We start from the raw sequence: 12,662 nt of genomic DNA, 5'->3' as shown, positions 1-12,662 counted from the left end.
GCCAATCTTAAAAGAAACTTGAGAGCGAAGGACCTCGTCGCCAGCAGCGCCGCCGCCCTCGTTCAGTGAGGGGGCTTATAGATCCTACCCCTTTTCTAAGTCAACAGCGCCAGACAAAGTTTTTTGACATTTTTGTAACAGATTGATTCTCAAGTGGGATTTTCTAGAGACCGCGTTTGGGATCTTGAACGGCCCTCCAGCGGGGCTCCAAATTCCTCGATCAGATGGTCGTGTAGCGCCCTATCAGCGAAGTTCTGTTCCTTCCCGCTCGCGCAAAAGCGGCGCTGGAGGGTTGAAACTCCGCGAAACTGGATCATCTGCCCCCTTACGGATCAAAACTCGCGGAACCTATCGCAGCTTTTTCGTGTTCTCGTTCGTGTAAGGAAAAGGAGAAAGACATGGCTGCCACTACCGATGACATCAGAGCATCCGTCAGCAAGGATATCGCCGCACTCCAGCAAGAAGTGTCCCGCCTGCAGAAAATGATCTCGGCGCAGGGCGCAGAGGCTTACTATGAGGTGCGTGACCGGGCAGGCAAGGCTTATGAGGACGCCCTTCCCCGCGCGAAGAGCGCGGTAGCGCAGATCCGGGCAGAAGGTGTGGCTGCCGCAGGCGCCGCCCGCGAGCATCCTGCTGCGACGACGACCGCGTTGGCGCTCGCCGGTGCGATCGGCTTTCTAGCCGGCTATCTCTTGGCCGGCAGTCAAGAGCCACCACGTCATTGGTGGCGCTGATATGGTGACAGCGGAAACGCCCCGCATTCATCGCGAGCCGCAGTGATCCGAAGTTTAGTGCGGCTCGTAATACTTTGGTCTTAGAAAAACCAAGTTTTGCCGTTACTACGGCCGGTAGAATAAGAGGGAGGACTATTCGTGGAGTGCAAGGGAGCCCATTTTATAGTCGAAGTCAGCGTTGATGGCGTCAACGGCCGCAGGGCTGTCGGCATCATGAACACGCGTCAAGCTCTCGAACTGCCCGAGTTGCCTTCCCTGTCCTACACCCATCCGGACCCCGCCAAGGCAGCGGCAGGTGTCGTTATCAGCCGTCAGGAACTCGCCGGTTACATGGCCAGCCACTGAGGCTTTCTGCCCTCTCCCCAAGACGAATTGGATGGCGCGCAAAGCGCCATCTCGCTTTTTGCGCTTTCGTCACGCAGCACTTTGAACCTCTTATTATCCCCGCGTTTTGTCGATGGCTTGCTGGCATCGTGACCCTGTTCATGTCAGAACCTGATCAACGGCAATGACGGGAAGAAACAGTGTGAGGCAGCGGCGCTCACCTCAGAAATCGCGCGAACGCGCCAGACCGAACGGGGAGACATCCGGCAAGCGGGTAACTTTGCCGCGTGCGCTCTCCAAGCTCGGGCACTGTTCGCGCACGCAGGCCGAACGGCTAATCCTGGAAGGTCGCGTGTCGGTCGATGGACGCAAAGTCACCGATATTTCCGCATGGGTAGACCTGGCATTCGCAAAGATCCGCGTCGACGGTACCGAAGTGGTCGCCGAGGCAAAGATCTACCTGATGCTGAACAAGCCGCGCGGGCTGGTCACGACGCGCGATGATCCCGAGGGCCGGCCGACCGTCTACGACTGCCTCAAGGATTTCGAGGCTCCGCACCTCTCGCCGGTCGGAAGGTTGGACAAGGCGAGCGAAGGCTTGCTGCTTTTTACCAACGATACCGTCTTCGCGCAGGCGCTGCTCGATCCGCTCACCCATGTCACCAAGACCTACCATGTCCAGGTCAACCGGATCATGGACATGGAGATGCTGGCCCAGATGACTTATGGGGTCCGCCATGACGGCGAAATTCTGAAGGCGACGTCGGCGACGCTGTTGAGGAGCGGCGACAGGAATGCCTGGATCGAGGTCGAACTCGATGAGGGCCGCAACCGCCAGATCCGCCGCATGCTGGAAGCCCTGGATGTCGAATGCCTCCGTCTCGTGCGCGTTGCGATCGGTGGCCTGGCGCTCGGCGAGCTGCCAAAGGGTGCGGTGCGTGCCTTGACGGATGCGGAACTAAGAGAATTGCGCCAGAGTTCCGGCGTGGAAACGGCAAGATGGAATTGAGTGCATGACGGAATTGGCGGCGCACGAGTTTTGGCAGGAGATCCACAGCCCGGGCACCTTTAGAAGCGACGGCGATGTCTCGGCGTCCTATATCGCCGAACTGGATGATGGGCGGCAGCTTCGCCTGCCTGTACGCGTGTTGGCAGACGGGCAGCATGCGCTGGCCTCCCTGATCATCAACCAGGCAAGCTTCCAGGTTCTCGATGTCCTGGCTCGATCGCTTGCCGAGAAGCTGGAGCCTTTCGAGGTGGAAGTTGTTGCCGGCCTACCGACCCTTGGCCTGACGCTCGCAGCCGCCGTGGCGCAGAAGCTGGGGCATACACGATATGTGCCGCTCGGAACGTCCCGAAAGTTCTGGTACCGCGACGACCTGTCCGTGGCGCTCATCTCGATTACCACCCCCACCCAACAGAAACGTCTTTATATAGATCCTCGCATGCTGCCGCTGCTGGAGGGTCGGCGTGTTGCGCTGATCGACGACGTCATTTCCAGTGGCACTTCGATCGTTTCCGGGCTGCAGCTTCTTGCCGGCTGCGGCATTGAGCCTGTTGCGATCGGTGCCGCCATGTTGCAGTCCCGCCGCTGGTGCGAAACGCTCGATGCTGTCGGACCGCAATGGCGGGAAAGAACAGTCGGCGTCTTTTCTACCCCGATGTTGGAGATGACCGAGACCGGCACCTGGCGCCGCCCCGCAGTCTGAATGCACGGTCGCGTGGAGCGCGGATTGCAACATTTCGCTCTATACAGTGCGAGCCGAACCGCTACAGTCTCTTGATGGATTGAGGTTCGGGGCAAACCATGACGTTCGAGCAAGCATCCTTGCTGATCCTCCTGCTTGCGATGCTCATCCTGTTTTCGTTGGAGCGTTTTCGTATCGAAGTGGTCGCGATTGCCGGGCTGCTCGCCGGCTATGCCCTCCGCCTCTATTCCGCCGAACAGATCTTCTCCGGTTTTGCAAGCCCGGTGGTCATCACGGTCGTCGAGATCCTGCTCATCGTACAGGTCCTTGCACGGGCGCAGCTTTTTGATCAGCTCGCGGATTTTTTCGTGCGAGCCAAATTTTCGGATATCGCCGTCATCGCGACGTTGTCGGGCGCAACCGGCTTCATCTCGATCTTCATGAACGACATCGGCGCCTTTTCGATCGCTTTGCCGGCGACGCTGCGCGTGAGTGCCCTGCTCGCGATACCCAAACGGCAATTGATTATACCGATCTCCTTTGCCGCGCTCCTGGGCGGCATCGTCTCGCTGATCGGCACGCCCGCGAACATGCTCGTCAGCAACGCCTGGGCAAACGCAAACGGCAGCGGCTTTCGACTTTTCGACTTTGCCTATGTCGGGCTGCCGGTCGCCGTCGTCGGCATCATCATGACCGCGTGGCTTGCACCGCGGTTATTTCCGAAAAAGGATGGAGAGGCGCTCTCCGCTGAGCCGGTTTCACCACCGCGACGCAGGATCACCGAACGACATATCCCACCGGGCTCCTCGCTGATCGGTGCTCGGCTTTCGGACCTGCCGGATCGCTTCTCGCTGCAGCCGCATACGCTCGTGCGTGACGGCAAGTTTGTTTTCGGCACGCCCGACAAATTGGTTGTCGAGGCGGGCGACCTGCTATTGGCCGAAGCAGACGAGACAGTCTTTGATAGGCTTTACTCGTCCGGAACCCTGCTTCCGGAGCGCCACCCGAGCGCAGATTCTGCCGATCTCGATTACGTCGAGGCCGTCGTAATGCCGGAAAGCACGTTGGTCGGCTCGCGGCTGCATTCTCTCGAGGTGTTCAGCAGCCGCGATGTTACGATATCGGCACTCTCCATGCGCTCGCCACGGATCGAGGGGCGCTTCGCCGACCTGCAACTGTCGATCGGCGACATTCTGGTCTTGGAGGGCGAGCAAAGGGCGATCGCCGAAGCGCTGGAGGAGTGCGAATGCCTCCCGCTGGCGTCGCAGCCGCCGTCCCGAATGTCCGCATCGTCCTGGCAGCCTTTTGCCATTTTCGCCGCAGGCGTCGCCGCGACGGCCTTCGAACTCGTGACGCCTGATATTGCTTTTGCAGGCGTCGTGCTTGTCCTAGCACTCCTAAATTACCTCAACATTCGCCAGGCGATGGCTGATCTCAACTGGCCGATCATCATCATGCTCGGCGCAATGATCCCGATCGGTTCCGCCGTCGCGACAACTGGCACCGCCCAACTCATCGCGGCGGCGCTGGGTTCCATGGTGTCGCTGGCCGAACCCGCCGTGGGGGTGGCGCTTGTTCTCTTTCTGTCGATGCTCCTGACGCCTTTGGTTAACAACGCGACTGTCGCAATCGTCATGAGCCCCATCGCCGTTGCCTTCGCAGCAGGCGGCCATCACTCTCCATCGGCCTATCTGATCGCCGTCGCCGCGGGCGCCTCGCTGGATTTTCTGACACCCTTCGGCCACCACAACAATACGCTTGCCATGGGGATCGGAAGCTACCGCTTCAGTGACTTTCTGAAGGCCGGCGCGCCTCTGACCGTGCTGAGCTATAGTCTTACCCTACTTCTTATCTATCTCTTCTGGCTTTAGGAGCCGGTTTGCTTGACATCCCCGGCAATGGAACTAGAGCAGGGGAAAAGTTCCCGATCAACGCAGAAGGATGGTCGAGCCCGTGCGAATCCTCTCCGAAGCCCATTTCCCAGAGCTCCCCAATTACTACCGTGGCAAGGTTCGCGAGAACTATGACCTGCCGGATGGGCGCCGCATCATCATCAGCACAGACCGATTGAGTGCTTTCGATCGCATCCTCACCTGCATCCCTTACAAGGGCCAGGTCCTCACGCAGACGGCCCGCTACTGGTTCGAGGCGACGAAGGACATCTGCCCCAACCACGTTCTCGACTATCCCGATCCGAACGTTGTCATCGGCAAGCGTCTCGATATCCTGCCGGTGGAAATCGTCGTTCGCGGTTATCTCGCCGGCACCACGGGGACCTCGATCCTCACTCTTTATAAGAAGGGCGAGCGCGAGATGTACGGCATGCGACTGCCGGACGGCATGCGCGACAACCAGAAACTCCCGACCCCAGTCATCACGCCGACCAGCAAGGAATTCGATGGCGGCCACGACGAACCGTTGACGCCTGCCGAGATCGTCGAGCGCGGGCTCTTGACCAAGGAACAATGGGAAACGCTCTCGCGTTACGCGCTGGCTCTCTTTGCCCGCGGCCAGGAACTTGCGGCCAAGCGCGGGCTCATCCTTGTCGACACCAAATATGAGTTCGGCACGGACGAGAACGGCAACATCATTCTCGCGGACGAAATCCACACACCCGACAGCAGCCGCTACTGGCTTGCCGACAGCTACCAGTCAAGTTTCGAGGCAGGCGCGCGCCCGACAAGCTTCGACAAGGACTTCGTTCGCGCCTGGGTCGCGGAGCGTTGTGATCCTTACAAGGACGAAATCCCGGAGATTCCCGTCGAACTGATCCAGCAGACCTCCGAGGTCTACATCAAGGCCTACGAGAGCATCACGGCGCAACGCTTCGTTCCCGACGACAGCGGCGCGACGCCGGTCGAGCGCGTCCGCAAGAATCTGTCCGTCTACTTCTCTTAAAGTCGCGCCATAGAAAGCCTGCAACATTAGCTTGCAGGCTTTCCGTCCTTAGCGCTAGCATCTGGAAAACTGGGGGCCGGCCTCGTGCCGGCAGGGGAATGGATGGCACGCAGGCCAAGACGTAAGGCCGAAGAGACTCGTGAAGACATTCTGTCCATGGCGGAATTGTTGTTCCGGCAACGCGGCTTTGTCGCCGTTTCGATCGCCGACATTGCTGCCGCGCTTGGAATGTCGCCTGCCAACGTCTTCAAGCATTTCCGCTCGAAAGCTGCCCTCGTCGATGCCATCGCTGAACGCCATCTGGGCGATGTAGCTGACCGCTTCGCGACCTTTGACGATGAGCTACCGCCGAATGAGCGGTTGCTGCGCTTTGTCTTGCGCCTGCTGGACAGCCACCTGCAGGACATTCAGCAGAACCCCTACATCTTTGAAATGGTCCTGATGACGGTGCAGGCCAAGCTCGAGGCCGGCAATCGATATAGGGAGCGCATCGTCCGGAAACTGGATGAAATCATACGAGCAGGTGTCGCCGAAGGTCGCTATCACTGCAGTAGCGCCGCAGATGCCGCCAACACCGTTGCCGATGTCCTGGCGAGTGTCCTGCATCCCGTTCTGATCGCCCGTGATGATAAGGACACACTTGTCCAGCGCGCAAAGCAGATCGTCATTTTCGTGGATGCCGCACTGCAAAATAGCGCTTGCTAAGTGACGATTCATAACTTACGTCACTTCGTAAAGTCTTTCTTAAATTCGGATCAGTGGCATTTGATTCTGGATCGACGATCGGCCTTGCTTGTTGAAGAAGGTCACTGGTTCGGACGCCACCGCACAAGGAATTCATTATGATACGGCGCATTTTCCTCGTTTCCTCCGCCCTCGCGATCGGCGGCGTCCTCGCCGCATGCAGCGACAGCGGCAACAAGCAGGGCGCGGCCGGGGCCGCGGGTGCAGCCGCCGCCCAGCAAGCCGCGCCGGTTGGCGTGATATCCCTGACGAAGGCCACCTTCCCCGTCACCACGATCCTGCCTGGCCGCGCCGAGGCTTCGCAGATCGCCGACATTCGCCCGCAGGTGAGCGGCATCATCCGCGAGATCCCCTTCAAGGAAGGTGGCGAAGTCAAGAAGGGCGACGTCCTCTATCAGATCGAAGACGCACCTTACCTGGCAACCGCTGCACAAGCGCGCGCCGCCATTGCCAAGGCCGAAGCCAGCGTTCCCAGCGCGCAAAGCAATTTCGATCGTTACCAGCGCCTAGTCGGCTCGGGCGCGACGCAGATCGAGCTTGAGACCGCACGCACCAACCTTCTGCAGGCGCAGGCCGAGGTCGAATCCGCGAAGGCAGCGCTGACTGCCGCCGAAATCGATGTCGACCACACGAAGATCACTGCGCCGTTTGACGGCGTTATCGACCAGACGGCATACAACGTCGGCAACGTCGTCGCGGCCAACCAGACGACGGCGCTCACCACCGTGCGCCAGTTGGACCCGGTCTACATTCTATTGACGGAGTCGAGCACCAACCTGCTGCGGCTTCGCGACGCGATCCGCAGCGGCGAGGTCAAGGGCAACGCCGGCAATGCCGCCTTCCGCCTCATCCTCGAAAACGGCAAGGAATATGACCAGAAGGGCACGCTCGACATGTCGAAGTCCGTCGTCAGCGAGACGACCGGGACGTTTATCATCCGCGTGCGCTTCCCGAATCCAGATCACATCATCTTGCCCGGCATGTATGTCCGCGCGACGCTGGAACTCGGCGCGGAGCAAGGCTATGCGCTGCCGCAGCTTGCCACCAGCCGAAATGCAAATGGTGAGCTGACCGCGCAGTTCGTCTCAGCCGACGGCAAGGTCGAAACCCGCATCTTCGAAAACGCATCTCCTTCGAACAACGCCTGGCTTGTGACCGAGGGTATCAAGGACGGCGACCAGCTGATCGTCAGTGGCCTGCAGTCGATTACGGCAGGCATGCCCGTCAAGCCAATGCCGATGAAAATCAATGACAAGGGCATCGTCGTGCCCGCTGATCAGGCCGCATCCGGTGAAGCGCAGAAGCCCGCCGCGAAGTAATTCGCGACGAACCGTGATCAGAGCCGCACAGGAACAGTAAGCCAATGGCCAAGTTTTTCATCCGACGCCCGATCTTTGCTTGGGTCATCGCGATTACGATCATGCTCGCGGGCCTGCTCGCGATCTTTACGCTCTCGATTTCGCAATACCCCGATATCGCGCCGACGACGGTGCGGATCAACGCGACCTATCGCGGAGCGAGTGCCGAAACGGTCGAGAAATCGGTGACGACCATCATCGAAGACGGCATGACCGGCCTCGACGACCTGACTTACATGACCTCGACCTCGTCGACCGGCTCTGCCAGCATCTCGCTGACGTTCGGCACCAGTGCCGACCCCGACATCGCGCAGGTTCAGGTCCAGAACAAGCTCCAGCTCGTGCAGTCCAAGCTGCCGGGCGATGTCATTGACGCTGGCATCAGCGTCACCCGCTCGACGTCGAGCATCCTGCTCGTCGGCTCGCTCGTTTCGACCGACGGCAAGCGCAGTTCCGTCGACCTCGGCAACATCATGTCGACGTCCATCGAAGATCAGATCCAGCGGTTGGAAGGCGTCGGCAGCATCAATATCTTCGGCTCCGGCTACGCCATGCGCGTCTGGCTCGATCCGTACAAGCTGCTGAAGTACCAATTGACGACAGGCGACGTGACCTCCGCAATCGAAGCACAGAACACCCAGGTTTCCGTTGGATCGCTTGGCGCCCAGCCATCAGTTGAAGGCCAGCAGCTCAACGTGACCATTACGGCGCAGAGCCAGCTCACTACCGTTTCCGACTTCGAGCACATCATTCTGAAGGTCGAAAAGGACGGTTCCACCGTGCGCCTCAGCGACGTGGCACGCATCGAGATCGGCCAGGAGAGCTATGGCGGCTCCTCCCGTTACAACGGTCAGCCATCGAGCGGTTTTGCCGTCAACCTCGCCATCGGCGCCAACGCCATCGATACTGCCGCCCGCGTACGCTCTGCCCTCGACACCATCAGCCGCGGCCTGCCGGAAGGCGTGGAAATCACCTATCCGTACGACACAACACCGTTCGTCGAGCTGTCGATCGAGAAGGTCGTGCACACGCTGATTGAAGCCATCGTTCTCGTGTTCATCGTGCTGCTGATCTTCCTGCAGAATCTTCGGGCAACGCTTATTCCGACGATCGCCGTGCCGGTGGTTCTGCTCGGGACCTTTGGCATTCTCGCCATGGCGGGATATTCGATCAACACGCTGACAATGTTTGCCATGGTGCTGGCGATCGGCCTCCTCGTCGACGACGCGATCGTCGTCGTCGAGAACGTCGAACGCATCATGACGGAAGAGAAGCTGTCGCCGCTCGAAGCGACCGAGAAGTCGATGGGCGAAATCACCGGCGCGATCGTTGGTATCGCGCTCGTCCTCACGGCCGTCTTTATTCCAATGGCCTTCTTCGGCGGTTCAACCGGCATCATCTATCGCCAGTTCTCCGTGACGATTGTCTCGGCAATGCTGCTTTCTGCCCTCGTCGCGATCGTGCTGACGCCAGCGCTCTGCGCGACGATGCTAAAGCCTGTAAGCGAGCACAAGAAGCACCGCATCGGTGACTGGTTCAACCGCAACTTCACACGCTCCACCAACGGCTATGTCAGGACCATCAGTTACCTGCTGAAGCGGCCGATCCGCGTCATGCTCGTCTTCCTTCTTATCGGCGTCGGTTGCGCCTATCTCTTCAATCGCCTGCCAAGCTCGTTCCTTCCTCAGGAAGACCAGGGCGTTCTGCTGACCATCGTCACCACCCCTCCGGGTTCGACGACACAGCAGACGCAAGCTGTCGTCGAGAAGGTCGAGAAATACTACCGCGAGAACGAGAAGGATGCCGTCCAGTCCGTCTTCGGCGCGCTTGGTTTCGGCTTCAATGGCTCTGGCCAGAACAGCGCCATCGTTTTCACCAAGCTCAAGGATTTCTCGGAACGCACGGAACCAAACCTGCATGCCCAGGCTGTCGTGACGCGGGCGCTCAAGACCTTCTTCACCTTCCGCGAGGCGCAGGTCTTCGCGCTGCTGCCGCCGGCGATCCAGGGTCTCGGTGTCTCGAGCGGTTTCTCCATGTATCTCGTCGATACCGGCGGTCATGGCACCGATGCGCTGGATGCTGCCTCGAAGCGGCTGATCCAGATGGCCAACACCAGCGGCAAGGTCGTTGCCCTCCGCAGCAACAACAAGGAAGTCGAGCCGCAGATGAAGATCGTCATTGACCAGGAGAAGATCGGCGCGATGGGCGTCGATATTTCCGCGGTCAATTCGATGCTCTCGGTGATCTTTACCGGCCGCGACGTCAACGACTTCACGCTGAACGGCGAGATCAAGCCGGTCTACGTGCAGGGTGATGCGCCATTCCGCATGCAGCCTGACGATCTCGATCATTGGTATGCCCGCAACTCGAGCGGGGAGATGGTGCCCTTCTCCGCCTTCACCCGCACAGAATGGGTCAAGGGCGCCCCGACGCTCGCCCGCTTCAACGCAGTAAGCGCCATCCCGCTCGACGGCGCGTCCCCACCGGGCGTAAGCTCGGGTGACGCGATGAACGAAATGGAAGCTTTGACCGCGCAGCTGGGCGGCGGTTACACCGTCGCCTGGCAAGGTATCTCCTACCAGGAACGTTTGTCGGGTTCGCAAGCACCGATGCTCTACGCGATCTCCGTCCTCGTCGTCTTCCTCTGCCTGGCAGCGCTTTACGAAAGCTGGTCGATCCCGTTCTCCGTCATCATGGCCGTACCGGTCGGCGTCCTCGGGGCCCTCACTGCCGCAACGTTCTTCGGCCAGGCGAACGACGTCTACTTCAAGGTCGGCCTGCTTACGACCATAGGTCTTGCCGCGAAAAACGCGATCCTGATCGTGGAGTTTGCGAAGGACAGAATGGAAACGGGAATGGGACTGCTAGAGGCGACACTTGAGGCAGCGCGCCTGCGCCTACGCCCCATCATCATGACATCGCTTGCCTTCATTCTAGGCGTCGTACCGCTTGCAATCGCAACCGGCGCCGGTTCTGCAGCGCAAAACGCGATCGGCATCGGAGTGCTCGGCGGCATGCTCGCAGCAACGGCTCTCGGCATCTTCTTTGTCCCCTCATTCTTCGTTGTCATCCGCCGGATCTTCTCGCGGACGCAAAAAAATGAAGCGTGAGTGTGATATAAATGCACTGTGAGAAGAGGAGACTCGTTGATACATTGCCGCCGACTGCTTCGGGATGGTGTTTCTCATTTGAGCGAAGCGCGGCCGATAGCGAAGCATGAAGGCTTCTGACAAGAATAGATTTGGTCGAGTTACAGGAAGATTTTTAATGGCATCTTTTCGCTTTGCCTCTCCGGCGCTTCTGCTTTTGCTCGCGGGCTGTGTCAGCGGCCCGGACCATGTTCCTCCGGAGATGCCGCTTCCGTCGAAGTTCAGCGAGGGCGGCGCCAAGAACATAGGCGACGTCTCGACGGCAGCGTGGTGGACGGCTTATCGTGACACCAGGCTGAACGGCCTGGTCGGCGAGGGACTAAACCAGAACCTCTCGGTACAGCAGGCCCTAGAACGCATCAACGCCGCAGCTGGCGGCGTCACCGTGGCCGGCGCCGGTTCGTTGCCGAGCCTGCTGGTCGGTGCCAGCCACACCACGAGCGGCACGATGGGTGAGCGGAGCGTCTCAGGCGGCGCCACCAACATCAGCGCCGGCGAAGCCAACGTCTCCTGGCTACTCGATCTCTTCGGCCAGTATCGCCGCTCCAAGGAAAGCGCACAGGCAAGCCTTGATGCCGCCTATTCCAGCGCCGACGTCGCCAAGCTCACCCTCCTGCAGGATCTGGTGAACTCCTACATCGACCTGCGCTTCTTCCAGGAGCGCCTGGCACTGTCGCGCGCCAACCTGAAGTCGCGCCAGGAAACCTACGAGCTGACCAAGTTCCAGCTCGAAGCCGGCGCCGCCTCACGCCTCGACGTCGTCCAGGCCGAAGGACTGGTGCAGTCGACGCAGGCCGAAATCCCCGGTCTGGAAACCAATATCCGAGTCGCCGCCCACCACATCGCCACGCTGCTCGGCCAGCCGGCCGGCTCACTGCTCGGTGAGCTCCTGAAGGGCGCACCGCAGCCGATCTTCCGCGGCGGCATTGCCTCCGGCGTCCCGGCCGACCTGATCCGCAACCGGCCCGACATTCGCGTCGCCGAGCGGAATCTCGCCGCCGCTACCGCCAATATCGGCGTTGCCATCTCGCAGCTCTACCCGACGATCACCCTGTCGGGTTCGATCTCGCCGAGCTATGTCAAGGTGGCCGGCGTCTCGGGCGGCAGCTTGACCAGCTGGTCCTTCGGCCCGACCCTGACGCTGCCGATCTTCGACGGCGGCAGCCTGCGCGCCAATGTCGACATCGCCAAGTCCGATGCCAAGACGCAGTATCTCGCCTGGAAATCGACGGTGCTAAGCGCTGTCGAAGAGGTCGAGAACGCGCTCTCGGCGGTGCGCCGCGACGCCCAGACGGTGGAAGCGCTGCGCGCCCAGGTGAAGACGACGCAGGAAACCCTGGAACTGTCGACCGCCAGCTATAAGGACGGTGCGTCTTCGCTGCTCGATGTGCTCGATGCGCAGCGCCAGGTGTCGCTGGCCCAGGCAAGTCTTGCTGCAGCCATCCAGCAGATGGCCAAGGACTATGTCGCCCTCAACGTCGCCATCGGCGGCGGCTACAATCCGGGCGCACCGCGGACCACCGCGCCACCAAAGGCAAGCTGAGCCACATGAGACGTCAAGCCCCGCCAACAGCAGGGCTTATACATTGCGAGGCCGGTGCATCGGTTATGATGCACSGGCCTCGTTTGCCATTGAGGTGATTGCAACACCGCAGTGACGATGCGCAGAGCGGTTGGTCCTAGCGGGCCTGAACTTTCGTTCGTAAAAAAGCAGAACCCTTTGCGCATTTCGAGGCTTCGTCGAACCGTTGAGAGAGCTTCGCGCTC

10 protein-coding genes are annotated in these 12,662 nt (G+C 60.3%); all 10 read left to right on the top strand.

The genetic code is table 11. From position 1 onward, the window contains the following. Positions 1-398 precede the first annotated feature (398 nt). On the top strand, positions 399-734 hold the full coding sequence (locus AC1DPR_RS30850) for a hypothetical protein (protein WP_018113492.1): 336 nt from the start codon (positions 399-401) through the stop codon (positions 732-734). Between the two features lie 138 nt (positions 735-872). Beyond that, on the top strand, positions 873-1,079 hold the full coding sequence (locus AC1DPR_RS30845; protein ID WP_037218028.1) for a hypothetical protein: 207 nt from the start codon (positions 873-875) through the stop codon (positions 1,077-1,079). 181 nt (positions 1,080-1,260) lie between these two features. After that, positions 1,261-2,067, top strand: a complete 807-nt coding sequence (locus AC1DPR_RS30840; protein WP_026372221.1) for a pseudouridine synthase — start codon at positions 1,261-1,263, stop codon at positions 2,065-2,067. A 4-nt stretch (positions 2,068-2,071) separates the two neighbouring features. Beyond that, positions 2,072-2,767 carry a phosphoribosyltransferase gene (locus AC1DPR_RS30835; protein WP_018860327.1) on the top strand — a complete coding sequence of 232 codons (696 nt, stop codon included), beginning with the start codon at positions 2,072-2,074 and terminating at the stop codon, positions 2,765-2,767. Between the two features lie 98 nt (positions 2,768-2,865). Beyond that, positions 2,866-4,617, top strand: coding sequence for an SLC13 family permease (locus AC1DPR_RS30830; RefSeq protein ID WP_477817897.1), 1,752 nt, complete (start codon positions 2,866-2,868; stop codon positions 4,615-4,617). A gap of 82 nt (positions 4,618-4,699) precedes the next feature. Continuing rightward, positions 4,700-5,644 (top strand): phosphoribosylaminoimidazolesuccinocarboxamide synthase, encoded by a 945-nt coding sequence (locus AC1DPR_RS30825; protein ID WP_026372222.1) that lies wholly within the window; start codon positions 4,700-4,702, stop codon positions 5,642-5,644. Positions 5,645-5,746: 102 nt separating this feature from the next. Next, positions 5,747-6,349 (top strand): TetR/AcrR family transcriptional regulator, encoded by a 603-nt coding sequence (locus AC1DPR_RS30820; protein WP_018860330.1) that lies wholly within the window; start codon positions 5,747-5,749, stop codon positions 6,347-6,349. A gap of 137 nt (positions 6,350-6,486) precedes the next feature. After that, a complete protein-coding gene (locus AC1DPR_RS30815) occupies positions 6,487-7,707 on the top strand; it encodes an efflux RND transporter periplasmic adaptor subunit (protein ID WP_018860331.1) in 1,221 nt (406 codons plus the stop codon). A gap of 44 nt (positions 7,708-7,751) precedes the next feature. After that, positions 7,752-10,856 carry an efflux RND transporter permease subunit gene (locus AC1DPR_RS30810; RefSeq protein ID WP_018860332.1) on the top strand — a complete coding sequence of 1,035 codons (3,105 nt, stop codon included), beginning with the start codon at positions 7,752-7,754 and terminating at the stop codon, positions 10,854-10,856. A gap of 157 nt (positions 10,857-11,013) precedes the next feature. Continuing rightward, positions 11,014-12,438: an efflux transporter outer membrane subunit gene (locus AC1DPR_RS30805; RefSeq protein WP_477817896.1), complete on the top strand. Its 1,425-nt coding sequence runs from the start codon at positions 11,014-11,016 to the stop codon at positions 12,436-12,438. Positions 12,439-12,662 lie beyond the last annotated feature (224 nt).

The organism is Rhizobium sp. 01T417 (assembly GCF_056398905.1).
This window is presented reverse-complemented; position numbering and strand designations above follow the sequence as displayed.